Below are 20,812 nucleotides of genomic sequence, written 5' to 3'. Positions count from 1 at the left end.
CAGACCTATAAGAAAAAGGTAAAACCGCAAGTATGCGATTTTACCAGTTTAATAAAAGAATGGACGATATTTTAAAAAAGATTCGGGTGACCACCGTTTTTCACAGCCGCCTTAATTTTCCGAAGCTCGTCCGCCTTGAAAATGGAAAGTTCTTCTGCGAAGTCCTTCACCCGTTCGAAAAGCTTTTCAGGGGGTGATACCCTTGTCAATAATCCATATGCATAAGCATCATGGGCATTTAAAATTTTAGTTGTTAAAATCAGTTCTAAAGCCTTGCCTTCCCCAATCAGTTTAGGAAGCCTGCGGACAGCTCCTGCATAAGGAATCGTTCCAGGGTGCTTTTGATTAAAGCCAATTTCGGCATGTCTTGAAGCAAAACGGAAATCACATGCGAGAATCAAATCAAAACCTTCATCAAAAGCCGATCCGTTAATGGCCGCAATAGTTGGCTGAGGAAGTTCCTCCACCTTCAACAGCACTTCTCGGATTTTATTTTGAAATTTTCTTTTCTGTTCATCTGAATAAAGAGCTTCTTCGCCCCAATCGACTCCTGTACAAAAAGCTTGCTCACCTTCTCCTTGTAAAACCACGATGGAAATATCGGTACGCACACGAATTTCATCCAAATATTGCTCCAAATCCTTCAACATCTCTTCATTTAAGGAATTGGATTCTTCAGGACGATTAAAAGTAATGTACGCAATGGAGCCTTCTTGCTCGTATTTAACGAAATCCATCTGATTCGCCTCCAATTCTAGAACATACACAATCTATCTTTCTTTGATTTTTCTTTTTCCAATACCATTTTTATTTTATCGGAAAAAAGGTTCTCATGAAAAGTGTGGACCATTATTTTCTATAGAGCAAGAAAAAAAACAGAATCCCAGCTGTTATCACCGGCTCTTCCATACAACATATGTACAGCAAAAGTTTTATCATGAACTTTCTTGCCTGCATTCTTGCAAAAAAGCCTCAAACAGAAAAAAAGCAAAGTAAAAGCTTTTTTCCGGTTATTGGAAAGTAGCCGTGCATCTCGATTCAAATAATGAATGATCAATCCCAGAATAGTCCACAACAAGTCGATGTCAAGTTAGAATCAATGAAATAGAACCGCATTCTTATCCATTATGCTCTTTTTTTGGTAAAAATCAAGATAGAAACGGAGGTCAAACCTCCCTAAATAGTCTCCCAATCGAAAGTCATGATTCGATCCATCGTACTTCTCTGCTGTGCGAACGAATGAATACATCCTCCTGAAGGAAAAAGTTTTTTAAAACCATTCACCGCAATATTTCGAACAAACAATACGAAATCACCCTGCTGTTTAATGCATATTCTCCAGCACATTTGAAATCAAGCTTTTATGAATCCAAATGGCCGCTTGGATCCCGTCTCCCATCGCAATGGCGGTTTGCTCGGAATGAACCGTTACATCGCCTGCTGCCCAAACATATTTGATATTAGTCATTTTCGTGCGCGGATCAGTGAGAATATGCCGATTTTTATGAAGTTGTACCCCTAATTTTTCAGCTAAGGCTGAACGAACTTCATTTCCGCCGAATCCAAGAAAGCACCGTCCCGCCGGAATCCATCCTCCATTCATAAGATGGACACCTTTAAATTGGGAACCATCGGCCAATACCTCTTTTATCGGCACCGGCACATAATGGATATTCTTATGTCTTAGCTTTTCCATCACACGTTGGCTGATGCCTGCCTGTTCATGGTCAACGTAGAAAATATCAGTGGTAAAATAAGTAAGCGCCAACGCTAAGTTGGCTCCGCCATCTCCTGACCCCATCACAATCACTCGCTGCCCTTTTACTTCAAAACCATCGCAGTCAGGGCATATATAAGCGCTGATTCCTAAACAAGGAATGATATTAGGAAACGGAGGAAGACGATCCATAACACCGGTAGCAAAAAGAAGCCTTTTGGCTCGAAAAGACGAACCATCATCACAAAACAACAGAAATTCATCCGACTCAGAACGGGCATCGACTACCCATCCCTTCCGAAATTCGATTCCTAATTTTTCCGCTTGATTTCTTCCAATGGTTCGCAATGTCCGTCCGCTGACACCATCGGGCCAGCCTAAAAGGTTATGAAAGCTGCGGCATAATACGGAGCGGCCTTGATCAGCGTCAATGACCAACACACGATGTTGATAGCGTCCTAGTTGAATGGCCGCCTGCAGACCAGCAATGCCTCCGCCAATAATAATGCAGTCATAAGTCATGGAAAAGCCCTTCCTTCCATTTAAAATGAAATCAGCACCTCTTCATTCTTTATAGTATGAAAAAAACAAATCATCATCCTTGCAAGTTTTTTCCTAAACCATTCATTAGCCGTAAAGCTCAAATTTTCTTTTTCCAGAACTCGAATCATCCGCTCGCCACATCACAGGCGAAAACAAGCGTTAAACATGAAGGAAGAACAACAATTACAAACGCTCAGCAAGAGTTTGAAACTTTGCCATCACGACTATCACAAAATTCAAATTCCGCACGGTTTTAAAACTGATCAGAAAAACTTTTTTATCAATATACTCCTTCTCATTCTTTCATATGTTTTTCATTCCCTAAAATGATCAAAAATAGATCAAAATCAACGTAAAATTTTCAGAAACAAGACTGGGCGAACTGGATTTTGTCACTTTTTAACCACTATTTGCAAATCTTTTTCTGCCAATATGACCGGTCCATTAAATTCACTTTCAGCCTCTTCTTTTAACTGATGCAAACTGCCGTACTGAGGCAAGTGGGTCAACACTAGTTTTTTCGCCCCCGAGCGTGCTGCCAACCTCCCTGCTTCTGTACTTGTCATATGTCCGGTCTGATCTCCGTTCATTCCGCTAAATAAATTGCTTTCACATAATAGCAAATCGCAATCTTTCGCAAAGTCCACAAATGCTTCTTGATAAGCGGAATCGGCCGTATAAACCAATGTGCCTTCGTCTGATGCTATTTTCATCGCATAACAAGGAACAGGGTGACGTGTTTTTAAAAAACTTACGGAAAAAGGGCCGATGGAAAGTTCAGTGTTTTCGTCAATCACCGAACCTTTTGTGATGTTTTTATACGTTAATGATCGATAGTCTTCACTTTCATTATGGCCATAGATAGGAAGCGTCTTGATTTCTTTATTGAAGTATTTCCTAATAAGTAAAGCATGCTGCAGTACACCGATATCCGCTACATGGTCAGCATGATAATGGGAAATCAGCACGGCATCCAAATTTTCTGGCTCTATATAGTTTTGTAAAAAAGATAGGACGCCGCTTCCGCAATCAATTAAAAGATTGAATCCGTTTTGCTGCAATAAATAACCTGAACTCGCTTCATTCGCTTTTGGATATCCGCCCCACGGGCCGATGATCGTTAATTTCATGTTTTCAACCACCTCTACCATTAGTAAAACTTCTGTCAGCGTGATCCCCGCATTAATCAAATGGACATTAAGGGAGAATTTGCTGCACTTTGACCTCTTCCTGTCCTTTATGATCTGTGTAAAAGGCATACTGCTTATATTGCTCTGATAGCTGCAGTGCTTTCACTCGATAAAAAGTAAAAAAATCCAACACTTCAATAGTCCTTTCACTATACTAAAGACAAAACATGTCCTTCCACTCTATTGTAAACCAATTTTGATTCTTCCTCGGAAAAATCCATAAAAATTCTGAATCTTTATCGCGTTAAAAAAGGCTGTCGGCATTGCCGACAGCCCAAGGAATGAACACACTCAATCATGATGCTTCTTCCGCTGTTTGCAAATGATCAGCATATTGGCGCTTAAACACGATCATCATAAAGAGAAGTGTAATGGCCATGAATAACGCCATAAATAACAAGAGAATAACATGATTGTGCCACATATAAGCAAAATCTCCGCTTGAAATGACCGCCTTGAATGCATTGACGCTATAGGTCATCGGCAAAAAGGCGTGAACCATTTGAAACCATTTTGGAACTAATTCCAACGGGAAAGTACCGGCACTTGTCGTTAATTGGCCGATTAAGATTAAAACAGCAACAAAACGGCCAGGGTTATCACCAATCGTTACTAACATTTGAACGATCGCTATAAAGACTAAGCTGGTTAAAATCGTAGTGGTAATAAACAACGGTACGCTTTGAACTTTCAACTTTAAGCCAAGAAGCAGTATGGCCGCGGTTATCAGCGCCTGCAATACTCCGATAAGCCCCATCATGGCAAATTTGCTAAAAAACCAAGATACACCATTTTTAGGTTTGCCAAGAGGTGTTCGAACAGGATAAACAATGGTCATCATTAATGCTCCGACATAAAGTCCGAGTGAGATAAAATACGGAGCCAAACCAGTGCCGTAGGTAGGTACTTTATTAATCGGTTTTTCTTTGACGTTTACAGGTTCTGCCATCATATCGGATTGGTTTTTTCCCGCTTTCATAGAATTGGCTTGTTTGGAAGCGTCGCTTAACTTATCGTGCATTTCTTTTGTACCATTTTCTAATTGACCGGAACCTTTTGCGAGCGCATCGGCCCCTGCTGCCAATTGTTTAGTGCCGTCAGAGATTTTTTGTGAGCCTGATGACAACTGAGAAAGGCCTGTATTTAACTGATGGGCGCCGTTCGTCAGTTTGGCAGAGCCGGCTGCTGACTCGCCCATTTTTTCATTAAAAATCCCCATGTTAGAGATTAGTTGGCTTTCACCTGCTAAAAGCTTTTGACTCCCCGCATTTAATTCGTTGGAACCATTCGCCAGTTGATGAATGCCCGATTGAAGGCTTTCTTGGCCGGCAGTGATTTGTTTTAACCCACCATTCAGTTTCTGAATATTGGGAGCAAGTTGGCTGTTGATGGCGCTGTTAAGAGATTGAGCACCAGTCGCCAATTCCTCGCTTCCAGATTTTAATTGGCTGAAACCGCTGGCTACTTGCTGCTGGATCATCTGCTTTTGCTGATTGACCGATTGCGTTGGATCCGGAAGCTGTTGTTGAAATTGTTGAATAATAGAATTGACTTGATCAGCCGGTAAACCTTGCGCCAAGAGAGTCTGCTTTAACTGACCGATCATTTGCTGCGTTGCCTGCTCTTGTTTTTGAGCAGAATCATCCAAAGCGCTGTTTAGTTGGCTCACTAATTGTTGCTGGAAGCTGTCTACACCCGAATTTAACTGCTCAGCTCCAGCAGCCAAATCCTTAACGCTGCTTTGCAGTTTCGGCATTTGACCTGAAAATTGCTCAACACTCGATTGAGCTTGTCTCGTTCCATTTAACAGCTGGCTCATTTTGCCATCAACCGTATTTAAGCCTTGAGACAACTGACCGATTCCTCCGGCTAATTGTTCCGTTCCCTTTTGGACATCCTTAGCGCCCTGGTACAGTTTGTCGTGGCCAAAGGCAAGCTGATTCAATGCGGAAGATAATTGTTCAGCGCCGTTTTCGAGATTTTGCGAGCCTTTATCGGCGGAAAGGATGCCTTTATTAAATTCTAACGACTTTTCTGCCAGTTTCTCCAAATTGCCTTTCATCTGTTTTGCTCCGCCCGCAAGCTGGACAGCGCCTTTATTCAATTTTCCAGCGCCTTTGCTGGCTTCGTCCATCCCTTTTCCAGCCTCGCGAATTTTTCGAAACATCGTATCGGCATAAGTTTTTGTCACATTTTTTTGTATCGATGCGCGTATTTCTTTCATGGCTGTTCTTCCCATTTGCGCCGATAAAAAGTTATAACCTTCATTCGGAACATATTTCAAACTCATTTTTTGGGGATGATCTTCTAACAGAGTCGTAGCATCTTTTGAAAAATCTTTCGGAATCTCCACCAATAAATAATATTTTTGATGTTTTAAATCTCTATAAGCCCTTTCCCGGTTATTGTCAAAATGAAAATCAAAATCATCGCTCTTTTTTAATTTTTTTACTACTTCGTCGCCTAATTGCAGCTTTTCTCCGGAAAAATCGGCGCCTTTATCGCGATTTACTACGACGACGGGAAGTCGTTCCAAATGTCCATAGGGGTCCCAAAACGCCCATAAATAAATTCCTGCATAAAGGATTGGGATAAATAAAATGGCAAAAATCGGGATCAACAAATTTTTTCGATCTCGGAAAATCTCTTTTAACTCAGCCACAATCAATAAACGGTTCACGACAATCCCCCTTCCCAATTTTTCATTTTTCATTTCATCATCACCGAGAAAAAGAGAAAGATTTTCCTATTTGGACAGTCCTTGAAAAAAATACAAGTCAAACAATCGAGCGATTTCATCTTTTCCAAGGGGTTCATGATCCCTCTCCCAATCAAAAATAAGCGAAATATACGTTTTTAGAATGACAAAAGCTGTCACTTCAGGATTGCAATTCTTAATTTCTCCGTGTTTTATTCCCATTTCGATTTTATCTCGGATGTAATCTAAAATGGAACGTTCGATTTTATCCATCACCTCTAAAACGGCCGGTGTCCCCATTTCTCTCGCCTCTTGAAAGAGCTTGATGGTGAGTTGATGTTTTCTCCGAAAATCGAGCACCTGATACAAAGCACGATGAACTTTTTCAACGAATGAATCTTCTTCATCAAATGATTGTTCTGCCGCTTCTTTCATTTCTGCAATTAATGAAGAAACAATTTCGTGAAATAAGTCTTCTTTATTTTTAAAAAAATTATAAATAGTCCCTTTTCCAACATTCGCAAGCTTTGCTACTTGATCCATCGTAGTGGCCTTGTATCCAAATAATGAAAACGACTTGGCCGCCGCATCCAGAATCTGCTTTTTTCGATCGACAGACACTTTATCACCCCGCAAAATGACCAAAATAATAATTTAGTCATTTAGTTTTAACGAAAAATACTATATCACACTTGATCATTCTTTGCAATGATATCGATACGTCAAAATACTGATTTTTTCCAAATTTTTTCATCAAGAAGACAAAAAAATAGACCGCCAATCAGCGGCCTATTTCCCATTCATCCCTAAAAAAGCCAATACTTTTTCCACAGCTTCTTCGCCTTGGTCGATGCAATCCGGAACACCGAGTCCCTCATACGAGCTTCCTGCCAAAAAAAGACCCGGCAATTCCTTTTGCGTACATTGCTTAATCTTTTCCATCCGTTCTATATGTCCTACCGCATATTGCGGCATGGCGTTTTTCCAACGGGTGACAATCGTGAAATCCGGTTTCATGGAAATATTCATCGTCTTATTTAAATCTTCCAATACAATTTTTTCAAGTTCCGAATCTGATAAGTCCACTACCGTTTCGTCACCGGCACGCCCTACATAGCAGCGCAGCAATACTTTTCCCTTCGGAGTCGTGTGAGGCCATTTTTTATGAGTCCACGTACAGGCTGTAATAGTGAAATCGCTGTTTCTCGATACCACAAATCCTGTTCCGTCTATGTCTTGTTCAATCGCTTCCGAGGGGAAAGCCATCGCGATGGTTGCGACCGAAGTGGATTTCATATCTTTCAATGGAGAATAGAAATCGTATTGTGGAAGCATATCCGGAACAACTCCATGAGGTGTGGCAAGAACTACGCTATCTGTGCGAAGTGCTTCACCGTTATGCAAAAGCAAACGATATTGGTCTTCCTCTTTTTCAATTTTCACCACACGTGTTCCTTTTAACACTGAACTTTTTATCAACTGACTTTCTACAGCTTCCACTAACGTTTCCAACCCGTGACGGAAAGTGAGAAATCCGCCTTTTTTTTGCCCGCCCGCTGGCTTTTGGGAGGAGTTTGGCGTCGTTTTTTTCATTCCTAAGATTAAACTGCGATATTTTTGTTCTATTGTGTAAAATTGTGGAAAAGTAGCCATTAAACTCATTTGGTCGATATCCCCTGCATAAATTCCGGATAAAAGGGGTTCAACCAAATTTTCCACCACTTCATCCCCGAATCTCCTTCTAAGAAATGGTCCCAAAGCTTGATCTTTTTGCGGTTTGGAACGAGGCAAAAGAAAATCGAAAGCGGCTCTTAGTTTGCCGGTAAAAGAGAATAATCCGGTTACAACAAAAGGGAATACTTGTGTTGGAATTCCCATAATAGAACCGCCGGGAATGGGATAAAGCCTTTCATTTACTAGCACATAAGATTGACCGGTCGCATTGCTGACCAATTGATCCGCAATCCCCACATTTTCTGCCAGTCTAGTTGCACTTTTTTTTCGAGCCAGATAAGAATCAGGCCCTCTTTCAATTATAAATCCATCTTTGCGGATCGTTTGGATTTTTCCTCCGAGTCTAGGGGAGGATTCAATTAATGTGACTTCCAATGGAAGTTTTTTTTCTTGAGCCGCTTTTTGCAAATAATAAGCGGCTGTTAATCCGGTAATTCCTCCGCCTATGACCGCCACTTTTTTTGATTCACTCACCATACATCGCCTTCTTCTAAAACTTCTTATTTATTTAAGTTTATTTATGTGTTTTAAAACAACCGTTGCTAAAGCATCAATAAATTCCGGCTTTGCATTAGGCATTTCCGGCCGATAATAGGAAGCACCGATCTCTTGTGTGACTACTTTACATTCATAATCGTTGTCATATAATACTTCCAAATGATCGGCAACAAATCCGACTGGCACATAGACATAGGCTTTATATCCTTTTTTCTGATGCAAATCTCTTGTCAAATCTTGGACATCCGGTCCAAGCCATGGTTCAGGGGTATTTCCGGCACTTTGCCATCCGATGGCATAATCTTTGACCCCCACCTTATCAGCGATCAATTGAGCTGTTTCTTTCAGTTGTTCTGGATAAGGATCGTTAAATTGCAATATTTTTTCTGGAAGACTATGAGCAGAAAAAATCAGGACAGAAGATTTGCGCTCCTCATCCGGCATTTGTTCGTAAACTTTTTTGATTTGATTCACCCAGTAATCGATGAATTTCGGCTCACGATACCAACTTTCAATCGAGCTGATCCTTGGTCCGCCAAGCTTTTCTGCCTCCGATTTTGCCCTTTCATTATACGATTTCACGCTGAAAGAAGAGAAATGCGGAGCAAGTACAATCGAAACGGCTTCTTCTATACCGTCTTCATGCATTTGCTTTACGGCATCTTCAATAAATGGTTCGATATGTTTCAACCCAATATATAATCGAAATTCCACTTGATCTTGAAGTTCATTTAATCGAGCCGTTAGTTTTTCAGCTTGTTCATTCGTAATTTTGGCAAGCGGGGAAATTCCCCCAATCGCCTTATATCGTCTTCTTAAATCCTCCAGCATATCCTCCGATGGTTTTCTTCCATGTCGAATATGCGTATAATACCGTTCAATATCCTCTTCATTGTTTGGAGTGCCGTATGCCATAACAAGTAATCCTATCTTTTTCCTTTCCATAAGAGCCACCTCAATTAATTATTTTGTCAAAATGAAAGGAAATTTACAAAAAATAAGTTTCTTTTATTTTTAAACTCTTTTTGAACTGTAATCATGAATAAATTCGGTTAGCTTTTTCAAAGTATCCGGCTGGACTTCAGGAAAAACTCCATGACCAAGATTGAAAATGAAACCCGGTGTTTCCAAACCTTGATCCAAAATCCGTTTCACTTTTTCTTCGATCACTTTCCAAGGAGCAAGCAGCACTGCCGGGTCTAAATTGCCTTGAAGCGATTTTGTCACTCCCAATTCTCTTGCTTTGCGAATCTCCATTCTCCAATCAAGACCAATGACGTCTAAAGGAAGGTCGTTCCATTCTTTTACTAAATGAGTTGCACCAACTCCGAACATGATAAGCGGAACATGCTCATTTTTTAGTTCACTAAAAATTTTTTGCATAGCTGGCTTCACGTATACACGGTAATCTTCTTCATTGACAGCTCCTACCCAAGAATCAAAGATTTGAACGGCGCTTACTCCCGCATTGATCTGCGCCCGAACATAAGCGATAGTCATATCGGCCAGCTTGTCCATCAAAGCGTGCCAAGCGACAGGTTCCGCATACATAAACGCTTTAGTTTTGTTGTAATGTTTGGATGGACCTCCTTCAATCATATAACTGGCCAACGTAAAAGGTGCACCGGCGAATCCGATCAATGGAACCGTCAGCTGCTCTTTCGTTAAAATTCGAATGGTTTCCAGTACATATGGCACATCCTGCTCCGGATGGATTTGGCCAAGTTTTTCCACATCCGCAAGAGAACGAATCGGATTGTCAATAACCGGACCTACTCCCGATCGAATGTCTACTTTCACTCCAATCGCCGGCAGAGGCGACATAATATCTTTATAAAGGATGGCTGCATCCACATTGTATTGTTCAACAGGCAATCTTGTCACATAGGCGCATAATTCCGGTTGATGTGTAATTTCAAACAATGAATATTTTTCTTTTAACGCCCGATACTCAGGCTGCGAACGGCCCGCTTGCCTCATATACCAAACCGGCACATAGTCTGTCGGCTCTCCTTTAGCAGCCTTGATTAAAGTATCATTTACCATTCTCATGTATTTATCTTCCACCTTTCATATGAGTAAAGTCGTATTCAAAATGAAAAAAGGTATGAATGATTTTCAAGAGAAATCACATTTTTACATTTAAATAAATATAGGTCGTTGCAACCGGCGATCCTTCATTCTCACGATCTATTACATGCTTTACACTATAGTGCTTTTTGAGTAAATTGTATAGGCAAGCGAGTGAAATGTCATAAAACCGCCGATTTTGTTTAAAATGTTTCATTGAACTCACAGTATGGAAATTTTAAACTAAATATTGGAAAGTTCATAAAAGCAGATAGCCCTTTTATTCTGATACATGGGCAAAATGCCAATGAGAACGATGGACTAAAGGCGGATTCCATGTCCTTTCCAATTGCGCAGTTCACAAAAGTCCTTTTCAAAAAAGAAAATGGGGTGAAAAGATGAATATTTACATGACCACCGGGACGTTCGATTATTTACAAACGATTCTCCAAAAATATGAACACGAAACGATGATCCTTATGGAAAACGAAGAAAGCGCTTTACTCCTTCACGAAACCGAGAAAAAATCCGTATTCCAATCCCCCAGATCGTATGAAGTGATTGATTCATCTGGCCTTTTAGACAAAAAAAGCGGCTTTTTTGTCATGAACCATATTCCCGTTACGGATGAAGGCCGCCCTGTTTTTGAATACCGATTCAAAAACAGATCGGGCAATCTTGAAAAAATGCCGGGCTATAAAGCCTTTAGACTCCTTCGCCCTCTGAAATCAGATACATATGTTGTATTGACTTGCTGGAAAGACGAACAGTCTTTTCAAAACTGGAAAAAATCCCAAGCGTTCGAAAAAGCCCACTCTAAACAAGAAACTGAAAAAGAACCAAAGAGTAAAATCACTATTTTCCCTCGTCCTTCTTACGTCAAAACCTATTTAATACCGAAAGAAGAACAATCGTAATCCACGTCGTGATAGTCGCTACAACTAAACTTTTTACTGCAGTCTTAGATCAAGCTCCAAAGTGATTATTTAAACTACGCTGTCGGGCTGCTAAAATTTCACATTTCCAAGGAAATAACGTCTTTCTTTTTTCTTTCAATTGTTTCTTCATTCGACGCTCCTTTCATTCACAACTTCTAAGGAAGATTCATACTTTGAAACAAAATAGTGTGATAAACGCCTAGCGAAGTCTGTGAATAAAGGAGTAGATACAACATGCCAATCGACTTAACGTTGATTCATTGGGTGTACGTTCTTTTTATCGCACTCGTGATCCTTTTCATGATTCTCCGCAAAGATACGACGATCTTATGTATTATCGGCATCTTTTTCATTGCTTTTACAGCTACCGGATCAGTCACCGCGTCGATCATCAGTATATTTACCAGTTTCGTATACGCAATCTCGGAGCTGTTGCCGACCATTCTCATCATTTCCATGATTGTCGCCATGAGCAACAGCTTAATGAAAACTGGAATCAACGAAGTCATCATTGCTCCATTTACAAAATTCATCCGTTCTCCTGACACAGGATTCTGGATCATCGGATTACTAATGTTGTTAATTTCCTGGTTTTTTTGGCCGACACCGGCAGTTGCTTTATTAGGAGCTGTACTTGTTCCAGTTGCGATACGAGCAGGGTTGCCTGCCATCGGCGCGGCAATGGCCATGAATTTATTCGGCCATGGAATCGCCCTTTCCAGCGATTTCGTCATTCAGGCAGCTCCTAAATTAACGGCCGACGCAGCAGGAATTGCCGTCCAAGATGTGATTCATGCCAGCCTCCCTCTCGTAGCCGTTATGGGAATCTCCACCACACTAGTGGCTTTCATTCAGCTAAAAATCGATATGAAAAAAGGAAAGCTTTCGAGCAGCAGCCTCGTTTCCACCAACCGTCAAGAGAATAAAATTGACACCTCCCTTTCCTTCAGAACAAAGCAAATATTTGCCATCCTGATACCACTCTTTTTTGCCATTGATATATTTTTCCTGTTTTTTTATCACTTACAAGGCGGAGACGCAACAGCACTTATCGGGGGAACCGCCATTATTATTCTCTTCCTGATCGCGTTGATCAGCTATAAAGGGAAAGGGTTAGAAAAAAACACCCTTTTTTTAATGGAAGGATTCCAATTTGGTTTTAAAGTATTCTCACCTGTTATTCCCATTGCCGCTTTCTTTTATCTAGGCGATGCCGGTTTTTCGAAAATAATCGGCGACTACCTTCCTCATACATCCAATGGCATTGTCAACGACCTTGGCGCTTCTCTCGCTTCCCTTGTCCCCTTGACGAAAGAAATGGGGGCCGTGACTATGACCGTCATCGGGGCCATTACCGGCCTAGATGGTTCAGGATTCTCCGGCATTTCTCTTGCCGGATCAATCGCTAAAATTTTTTCCCACTCTCTGTCAGGCGGAACAGCCGTATTAACGGCTCTCGGCCAAGTAGCAGCGATTTGGGTTGGAGGAGGCACTTTAATTCCTTGGGCTTTGATTCCTGCCGCAGCCATATGCGATGTCGATCCTTTTGAACTGGCACGAAGAAATTTAATTCCAGTATGCTTCGGCCTCTTGGTGACAACCATTGTCGCAGTATTCCTATTATGATTTTCAGCAGACGGCATACCCTTAAGCTATGACCGCCATCTAAGAAGCAGTATCCACAAAAAAACATTGCTGCATCACGAATGAATTCCCTTTTTTCAAGTACTTACGAAATCTAAACCAGATGCCAGAAAACGGTCTTACAAGTTTTCCATTTTAGCTAGCTTGCGGGGAGTGTATATTTCGGTAAACAAAAAGACGAATAAGATGGCTGCTCCAAGTATGATTCCACTTTCAAACCATGAACGAAAAACCGCCGCCCCCGCGAACAAAAAGGCCTGCAATCCAAGACACTGCCTCAAAAGCAGCATAAAAGCTGTTTTTTTTCTTTCTTTCGAAACAGGATACAACATCATCCAAATTTTTTCATCGTGGTGACGGATCAGAGGAAAAAGCTGGAATCCTGTTAAATAAATAAACAAGAGCGCCATGATGACTTTGAATAGTAATGAATGGCTAAAACTGATCAAAAGAAAACCAATGAGCGTCAAGCGAACAAACAATCCAATGTATTCATTTACACGAATAAAAGTGCGTGACAACAAATACGTATAAACATGATGGGGGCCATATGGAATCTTTTTAAACAGAAAGTCCAGCCATTTTCTTCTTTTTACGTCTCCTTGCAGATTAGGGACCGTCGTAAACAAGTTGGCAAAGCGATAAAAAGCCATCATTCTTTTTTCTTCTAGTTCCACAAGCATTTCCCATTTTAAAATATGCTGCCTGCTCTTGTTTTGAATAACGCCGGCATAAACGATCAAAAGAAACGCTCCAATGACGAAAAGAAGCCAGTTTGTCCGGTTGAACAGCGGATATAAAAAGACTGCATTGAGAACAAAACGAACGATCAGATCAACAAGACGTATATTTTTCTCTTGAAACTTCTGCACATTCCAACGGACAAACAAATTCCAAAACTTCAAAATGAATAAGATCACAAGCCACAAAAAGAACGATGCATAGCTGACTCCTTTGACTTTTACATACATGGGCATTAAAGCAGCAAGAAATAAAATCAGCCAATAACTTTGAAAGACAAAACTAGATACAATGGCTTTTTGAAAATAGCCTTTTAATCGTTCCTCCATCGGAAGCAGAAAGACGATATCCGCTCGCATTAAGTACGTGTAAATCGGAGACCACGCCAGAATAGCCCCCAATAACAGCGCCATGATAAACGGGGCTGGAAAATGAGGATCCAACGTTTTTACCCATTGACTGTAATAGTAGACACCGGCTCCGACCCCAAAAATCAGCACAAATAGCAGATGATCATTGAATATATAGCGCAAATATTTGCGCATCTCGGATAAATAGCCGTTTAATCGCTCTTTCCATAATTGCTGAACAGTTTTCATTTTTCTTCTTCCTTTGTCAGTTGAATATAGAGATCATCGAGAGAAGCTCCCTGCATGCCAAACTGTTCCTGCAAGTCCTGAATGGTTCCTTTTGCGCGGATTTCCCCGTTATGTAATATGATAAACGAATCGCAATACTTTTCGGCTGTTGCTAAAATATGAGTGGACATTAATATGCCCGCCCCTCGTTTCTTCATTTTTTCCATCCACTCCAATAACGATTGAATTCCGAGCGGATCAAGCCCTAAAAACGGTTCGTCAATAATATATAAATGAGGTTCCGTTAAAAAGGCGCTCATAATCATTACTTTCTGTTTCATTCCTTTGGAAAAATGAGCAGGAAACCAATGAAGCTTTTTTTGCATTCGAAATTCCTTTAAAAGCGGATCTATCCTCTCTTTGTATTCTTGTGCCGTTAATCCGTAAGCCATCGCCGTCATTTTCAAATGCTCTTCCAACGTTAATTCTTCATACAACACCGGCATTTCCGGTATATAAGAAAACTGTCTGCGATATTGCTCCGGGCTGTCTTTCAAAGATAGTCCATTGATGGTAATCTCTCCTTGCCTCGGTTCCATTAAGCCGATAATATGCTTAATAATCGTACTTTTTCCGGCGCCGTTTAAACCAATCAAACCAACGATTTCATTTTTTTCAATAGAAAAAGACACATCTTTTAACACAGGCTTTCTTGTATAACCGCCAGTCAATTGGTCGACTTTCAATAGCGACATTCTTCCACATCCTTTCTGTTTTTGATTGCCCAAAAATTCGTTTGAAAACTCTCCATCCTCCTCCAATAGAAGAAAATTTGTGTTCCATTCATTTCGTTATGGTGACATTCAGATCACTTTAAAGAAGAAGCACTTATTAAACCATTTAACAAAAACATGCGGTATTTTGTTTCTAAGTTCATCTTATTTTAACAAACATTTTCGCAAAAACAGCTATTTCAAGTCTACCCACAACTATTTTAGACTTGATAAATGATTCTTGACAATTTTTCAGACAAAATTTCATCACTTGTATGTATGAAGAAAAAATTTCTGTGCATTCTAATATTCGAAGGGGTTAACCAAATAGTAAAACGGGGTGGTTGTGAAAGACCAGTACCGCATTTTCCTATCTTATGGTCAATTGATTCGCCTTCAATAAAATGAGGTGATTACGGCAGACAGTAAAGTCGCACGATCCACAAACTCCAATGCAAATAAGTATGAAAGACCATAAAGTCTTCATTCACGAATTTGCCAAAAACGGGTTTGTGTTAGATCTAAACAGTGTCAAAGCAAGAAACATTCCAGCAAGGGGATGATTAGCTTGAACACGAAAAACGACTTTTGCACTGCAGATCAGTAATGACCAATCCCCTTCAAGAAGGACAGGATGCATAAGCATCCTGTCTTCTTTTTATGTCCTCAACATAAAAATCATCTATCTGAACCTTGATTAGATCAGAAAATAAAACAGCAATGATCTTACGTTTAAAACATTCCGGTCCGCTCCGCTTTGAGCCATTCTTTTATAGAAAATGCTTTGGAGTTGGCACTAAAAGAAAAGGTTCTTTTCATGATTCAAGATCGTTTTCTAAACTGCACTGCTTTTTATTGGCGGAAAAATATCCCCTCAGTCCAAAGCTAACCGGAGCATTTTTCATGGCTCCCATTTCGAATGCATGGTTCCCTATTTAGATCCCCCCGCTTTTATGATAAAATACATTCAAATCCATACCATTTCATCGAAAGAATCCAAAAATGCCAGTGATTTTTTGACTCGACGTGTGTCCATAAGATTTGATCCATTCTGCAAAGAGCGGCATACATGCCATTTATCATGAAATGAAAGAAAGGATGAGTGAATATGAGCGATTGTATTTTTTGTAAAATTATGAACGGAGAAATCCCATCAGCAAAAGTGTATGAAGATGAAAATGTATTTGCTTTCTTGGATATCAGCCAAGTAACAAAAGGGCATACACTGGTCATACCAAAAATACATAAAAAGAATCTCTTTGAGCTAACTCCAGAAATTGCTGGATCGCTTTTCCAAGCTGTGCCCAAAATAGCGAATGCTATTCAAGAAGCCTATCAACCGATCGGGCTAAATTTATTAAACAATAATGGAGAAGCGGCCGGACAATCAGTCTTTCATTTCCACATCCATTTGCTTCCTCGTTACGGAAAAGGAGATGGATTCGGGGCTGTATGGAAATCGCATCAAAACGACTATACTTTCGACGAACTTCAAGACATCGCATCGACCATTCATCAGCATATAAAATAACATATGAAACGAGATATCTTATTTGAGAGCAAAGCAAAGAATTTGTGGTAAAATGAATTCGTACCACAAAAATCGAGTTTTAGTGTAGAGTAGTTTAGCAGAGGAGAGAAGAGAATTGAATACGAAAACACTTGTCAGTTTAGCCATTTTAGTGGGTATGGGAGCAGTTCTTCATGCAATCATCCCTGCTTTTTTCTTAGGCATGAAGCCAGATATGATGCTTACGATGATGTTTCTCGGCATTCTATTATTTCCAAACGCCAAAAATGTTTTGCTGATTGGTTTAGCTACGGGAGTCATTTCCGGATTGACCACGGCATTTCCCGGAGGATTCCTTCCGAATCTAATCGATAAACCGGTTACGGCGTTCATTTTTTACGGATTGCTTGCCCTTACGGCAAAGTACAGCAAAAACACACTCGGAGCAGCCATATTGACGGCTGTCGGCACTATTGTCTCTGGAACAGTCTTTTTGACTTCAGCCTTTTTGATTGTCGGTCTGCCTGGACCATTTACCGCTTTATTCGGAACTGTTGTTCTGCCTGCCATGGCCTTAAATGCCGTTGCCATGTTTATTATTTATCCTATTGCACAATCGATTATGAAACGCTCAAACGTTGGGCATCAAGCTTAAAAGCATCGATTTAATGAATAATGCCTGGCCACTTCCTAACCTGCCGTCATGCTTCTAAGGTTACGAACGCGGCCCGGCTTTTTTGTGCTTTATGGCCGAACAACCATATTCGATCCAGTCTCCAGCCACCATCGTTTTTCCCTCACTATCCCCTGTTTACCTATTGTTTTCATGTTACATAAAGGAGAATGATGATCACAAATACGAAAACAGTTCCGACTCCAAGTGCGCTCACACGTTTTTTCACCATCTTTTTCGGGGGATATATACCCGGCCTGGACAATAATAGAAGCGAGCGACACAGACCAAGAAACAAAAGAAAATCGAGAATAACCGCAAAGAACAAAACCCCTCTCATGTAAATTCCTCCTTCACCAGCCCGCTGACTGATCTTCCGGACATAGAATGTTGATTTTCTTCAAAAGAAGTCTGTATACTCTTCTTAAGGGATTCGAATTTAATGAATATTCTATCCTATTCAACTGCAACTGAAGATATGAGATGAGAGACTTCCAATCTCCAAATGCGAAATATCAGCCAGAGGTGAATGATTATGAAACGATCGAATTGGTTGGCGGGCTTTTTAGTCGGAGGGGTTACAGGCGCCATTACAACGCTCCTTACCACTCCTTCTTCTGGAAAAGACGTCAAAAAAAATATGTTAAAAACAAAGGATTTTATGAAAGAAACAGCGAAGGAATTCATAAGCAATACCGAACAGGTAAAACAAGCGGTCACTCATTTTATACAAGAAGGAAAAACGGCTTTCCCTCAGATCTCTAAAGAAATAAAAGAAAGCATCGAATTATGGCAAAAAAGCATTCAACCAAATAAAAAGGCAATTGAAGAAGGAATTCACAACGTCCAAATTTCGATCCAAAACCTGGAGGAGACAACGAAAAAGAATGGATAACACCCAAATCCTCATAGAATCCATTCTCCAAGCGTGAAGTATACAGGGCTTTTTGACTAGCACTTGTCGTCCTTATGGCAGGTGAAGCGTAAGCCCTGCCACATTCGGAATACATCATAAGTTTTTTCAGGAAAACAAGGTATTTTCTTATAACAGCATGCGAAACTTATGAAAGTGGACAATCTTGTTTATTGGATTGTCCACTTTTTTGAAAATTTAGTAAATTTATATCTTTATTAATTTTTATTTTATTGGCATAATATTGTTAGAGAATACTTTCAGAAAAACCTGTTCAATTTTAAAAAGAAGGTGATAGAAAGTGAAAAAGCAAGAAGTTTCCATACATGAGGTAATGCTATTTTCCCAAAGAGTAGCACAGTTAAGCAAGGCCCTTTGGAAAGCGGTTGAAAAAGATTGGCAGCAATGGATCAAACCGTATAACCTTAACATTAATGAACACCATATCTTATGGATCGCCTATCATTTAAAAGGAGCCTCTATTTCTGATATCGCTAAGTTTGGCGTCATGCACGTTTCCACAGCCTTTAACTTTTCAAAGAAACTAGAAGAACAAGGCTATTTAAAATTTTCCAAGAAAGAATCGGACAAGCGAAATACGTATGTTGAGTTGACAAATGAAGGGGAAACGATCCTTCATGACCTGATGGAAAAATTTAATCCGGAAGTCAATTCCGTCGTGCAAGCGGCACTGCCCCTAAATAAACTGTTTGGTAAATTTCCTGATTTTTTAGAACTCAGTGTGATCATTAAAAATTTGTACGGGGACGATTTCATGGAAATTATCGAAACCTCCCTTCAAAACATAGACGAAAACTTTCAGAAGGAAGATACCTTCATTTCCACGAACGAACCCAGCGAAAAAATAACGAGTTAGTTGGAAAGATTTTTGTACAGCTGAATCATTAATTCTTTATAGAGCCCTTGTTTTATGCATGCTGCGATGACCTCTTTACAATCCAACTTGGAATGAAGCCTTTTTTCAAATTCTTGAAAAAGCGGAACATGAAAAACAAATCCGTCCGCTTTTTGCTCTTGATATTTCTTGTTCAACTCCTCACAAAGTTTGAAAAATTCGGCCGTTTCCTCTTTTGTGAGCCGATTTTTTATAATCAGCCAATCAAATTCATGTCGGTTCTTATCGACCATCTGAATCAACAGTTGTTGATGGTATTCCAACATTTCCAATCGTTTTATAATATCCTCCATGTCATTTCACCATACCACAAATAGACGCTCTATTTCGAACAGTCAATCATACTTACCGGGCCATTCAATATTATCTTACAGTAAAACTTGAATTTAAGCTATTCCAAAAGACAAGATGAACAGTATGTTTGGTGCTTGTGAACTACCCTCCACTTATCAACCTTACGGTTTGATTGAAGTGGGGGCTTCTCGGTAATCCCGTCTAATGACAGAAAATTGACCGAGCTAACCCTCTCGTTCCGAAAGTTATTATTCTTTATGCTAATAAGCGTAATCCCTCATTTTTGATATTGATTGCTGAATTGTGATCGCGATCTAATACAAAGCCGCAAGAACATTTATATACACGTTCAGATAATGGCATTTCTTTTTCCTTGCCGCAACATGAACACTTCTTAGTGGAGGGAAACCACTTATCAATTTTCACAAGTTGTTTCCCCTGTTCTTTTAGCTTATACGCTAAGAAAGTAGTGAACATCCCCCAGCCGTTATCATGAACGCTTTTTCCAAAGTTGAGGGCTTGAGACATGCCTTTCATGTCTAAGTCCTCAATAATCACAGCGTCATAGTTTGTTGCTAATTCTTTTGACTTATGATGAAGAAAGTTTCTGCGCTGATTCGCTGTCTTTTCATGTAGCTTAGCCACTTTCAGGTGTTGTTTTTCCCATCTTGCAAACCTTTCTTTCTTCGAGAAAGAATTCGTTGTGCTTTTGCTAATTTATCTAAGGCTTGCCGATAGTAACGTGGGTAATTGGCTTTCTTACCCTGTTCACTCTCGACATATAGACCATCCATAGCAAAATCCAAACCAACAACTTTCTGTATTTTAACTGGACGAATATCTTTCTCATATTCTGTCAAAATTGAAATGTAGTATTTGCCTGTCTTTGTTTTAGAAATAGTGCAAGATTTGATTTTATAATCAGCAGGTATCTCTCTATGCTGTTTCATTTTTATTGGCTTTTTGATTTTTGGCAGTTTGATATGACCATTTTCTAGCTTAATATTTCCGTTGACCATATTAGTTGTATAGGATTGTTTTGCTTTACGATTTTTGAACTTTGGAAAATCCGCATTTCCTTCAAAGAAATTCTTATAAGCAGTCTGTAAGTTCATTTGTGCATTTGCCAAAGCTAAAGAATCCACTTCTTTTAGGAATGGAAATTCACTTTTATATTTTGCAGGGGTCGGAAACTTTTGCTTTTTAAGCAATTCTTTATCATCCTTGAACTTTTCATACGTTTCTTTGCGTTCAGCTAACATCTTATTGTAGACAAAGCGAACACAACCAAATGTCTTAGCTAATAATGCGGATTGTTCTTTGTTTGGTAACAAACGAAACTTGAAAGCTTTGTTTTGCTTGGCCATATCAATTCACCTCAC

General features: G+C 39.9%; 18 protein-coding genes and 1 pseudogene. 6 read left to right on the top strand and 13 right to left on the bottom strand.

What is annotated here, in order from left to right; translation table 11 throughout:
* Positions 1-71 precede the first annotated feature (71 nt).
* The 8 genes from N1I87_RS04405 to hemE form a co-directional block, all read right to left on the bottom strand.
* Positions 72-737 (bottom strand): enoyl-CoA hydratase-related protein, encoded by a 666-nt coding sequence (locus tag N1I87_RS04405; protein WP_341100789.1) that lies wholly within the window; start codon positions 735-737, stop codon positions 72-74.
* 587 nt (positions 738-1,324) lie between these two features.
* Positions 1,325-2,239 carry an NAD(P)/FAD-dependent oxidoreductase gene (locus N1I87_RS04400; RefSeq protein WP_341100787.1) on the bottom strand — a complete coding sequence of 305 codons (915 nt, stop codon included), beginning with the start codon at positions 2,237-2,239 and terminating at the stop codon, positions 1,325-1,327.
* A 413-nt stretch (positions 2,240-2,652) separates the two neighbouring features.
* Positions 2,653-3,390 carry an MBL fold metallo-hydrolase gene (locus tag N1I87_RS04395; RefSeq protein ID WP_341100785.1) on the bottom strand — a complete coding sequence of 246 codons (738 nt, stop codon included), beginning with the start codon at positions 3,388-3,390 and terminating at the stop codon, positions 2,653-2,655.
* Between the two features lie 355 nt (positions 3,391-3,745).
* Entirely contained in the window at positions 3,746-6,163 is a 2,418-nt protein-coding gene (locus N1I87_RS04390; RefSeq protein WP_341100783.1) for a YhgE/Pip domain-containing protein, read from the bottom strand.
* A 33-nt stretch (positions 6,164-6,196) separates the two neighbouring features.
* Positions 6,197-6,769: a TetR/AcrR family transcriptional regulator gene (locus N1I87_RS04385; RefSeq protein ID WP_341100782.1), complete on the bottom strand. Its 573-nt coding sequence runs from the start codon at positions 6,767-6,769 to the stop codon at positions 6,197-6,199.
* Positions 6,770-6,937: 168 nt separating this feature from the next.
* Entirely contained in the window at positions 6,938-8,359 is a 1,422-nt protein-coding gene (hemY, locus tag N1I87_RS04380; protein ID WP_341100781.1) for a protoporphyrinogen oxidase, read from the bottom strand.
* 27 nt (positions 8,360-8,386) lie between these two features.
* Complete coding sequence (gene hemH / locus N1I87_RS04375; protein WP_341100780.1) at positions 8,387-9,325, bottom strand: ferrochelatase; 939 nt, start codon at positions 9,323-9,325, stop codon at positions 8,387-8,389.
* A 69-nt stretch (positions 9,326-9,394) separates the two neighbouring features.
* On the bottom strand, positions 9,395-10,432 hold the full coding sequence (gene hemE / locus N1I87_RS04370) for a uroporphyrinogen decarboxylase (protein WP_048622837.1): 1,038 nt from the start codon (positions 10,430-10,432) through the stop codon (positions 9,395-9,397).
* A gap of 416 nt (positions 10,433-10,848) precedes the next feature.
* Between hemE and N1I87_RS04365 the strand changes: the two genes are divergently transcribed.
* Positions 10,849-11,367, top strand: a complete 519-nt coding sequence (locus tag N1I87_RS04365; protein WP_341100778.1) for an antibiotic biosynthesis monooxygenase family protein — start codon at positions 10,849-10,851, stop codon at positions 11,365-11,367.
* A 255-nt stretch (positions 11,368-11,622) separates the two neighbouring features.
* On the top strand, positions 11,623-13,014 hold the full coding sequence (locus N1I87_RS04360) for a hypothetical protein (protein WP_341100776.1): 1,392 nt from the start codon (positions 11,623-11,625) through the stop codon (positions 13,012-13,014).
* A 137-nt stretch (positions 13,015-13,151) separates the two neighbouring features.
* On the opposite strand, the gene N1I87_RS04355 is transcribed toward N1I87_RS04360, so the two are convergent.
* Entirely contained in the window at positions 13,152-14,372 is a 1,221-nt protein-coding gene (locus tag N1I87_RS04355; RefSeq protein WP_341100774.1) for an ABC transporter permease, read from the bottom strand.
* Positions 14,369-15,106 carry an ABC transporter ATP-binding protein gene (locus N1I87_RS04350; RefSeq protein WP_327797989.1) on the bottom strand — a complete coding sequence of 246 codons (738 nt, stop codon included), beginning with the start codon at positions 15,104-15,106 and terminating at the stop codon, positions 14,369-14,371. Before N1I87_RS04350 ends, N1I87_RS04355 begins: the two co-directional genes overlap by 4 nt.
* 1,126 nt (positions 15,107-16,232) lie before the next feature.
* Between N1I87_RS04350 and N1I87_RS04345 the strand changes: the two genes are divergently transcribed.
* Both N1I87_RS04345 and N1I87_RS04340 read left to right on the top strand, forming a co-directional pair.
* Positions 16,233-16,655, top strand: a complete 423-nt coding sequence (locus N1I87_RS04345) for an HIT family protein (RefSeq protein WP_003353755.1) — start codon at positions 16,233-16,235, stop codon at positions 16,653-16,655.
* Positions 16,656-16,770: 115 nt separating this feature from the next.
* Positions 16,771-17,289 carry a tryptophan transporter gene (locus tag N1I87_RS04340; protein WP_340395782.1) on the top strand — a complete coding sequence of 173 codons (519 nt, stop codon included), beginning with the start codon at positions 16,771-16,773 and terminating at the stop codon, positions 17,287-17,289.
* Positions 17,290-17,458: 169 nt separating this feature from the next.
* Here N1I87_RS04340 and N1I87_RS04335 read toward each other — a convergent pair whose 3' ends face one another.
* Entirely contained in the window at positions 17,459-17,647 is a 189-nt protein-coding gene (locus N1I87_RS04335) for a hypothetical protein (protein ID WP_327797990.1), read from the bottom strand.
* Positions 17,648-17,842: 195 nt separating this feature from the next.
* Here N1I87_RS04335 and N1I87_RS04330 point away from each other — a divergent pair, with 195 nt between their 5' ends.
* Entirely contained in the window at positions 17,843-18,202 is a 360-nt protein-coding gene (locus N1I87_RS04330) for a YtxH domain-containing protein (RefSeq protein ID WP_341100771.1), read from the top strand.
* Between the two features lie 319 nt (positions 18,203-18,521).
* Complete coding sequence (locus tag N1I87_RS04325) at positions 18,522-19,097, top strand: HTH-type transcriptional regulator Hpr (protein ID WP_341100770.1); 576 nt, start codon at positions 18,522-18,524, stop codon at positions 19,095-19,097.
* Here N1I87_RS04325 and N1I87_RS04320 read toward each other — a convergent pair.
* Both N1I87_RS04320 and N1I87_RS04315 read right to left on the bottom strand, forming a co-directional pair.
* Positions 19,094-19,429 carry a DUF1878 family protein gene (locus N1I87_RS04320; protein ID WP_341100768.1) on the bottom strand — a complete coding sequence of 112 codons (336 nt, stop codon included), beginning with the start codon at positions 19,427-19,429 and terminating at the stop codon, positions 19,094-19,096. The two genes, N1I87_RS04325 and N1I87_RS04320, sit on opposite strands and share 4 nt — an antisense overlap.
* Positions 19,430-19,685: 256 nt before the next feature.
* Positions 19,686-20,797 (bottom strand): annotated as a pseudogene (locus tag N1I87_RS04315) (RNA-guided endonuclease TnpB family protein).
* Between the last annotated feature and the right edge of the window lie 15 nt (positions 20,798-20,812).

The organism is Bacillus sp. FSL W8-0102 (assembly GCF_038007225.1).
Taxonomy (GTDB): domain Bacteria; phylum Bacillota; class Bacilli; order Bacillales; family DSM-4216; genus Bacillus_O; species Bacillus_O smithii.
Note: the sequence above shows the minus strand (reverse complement) of the source record. Positions and strands in the feature narration are given on the sequence as shown.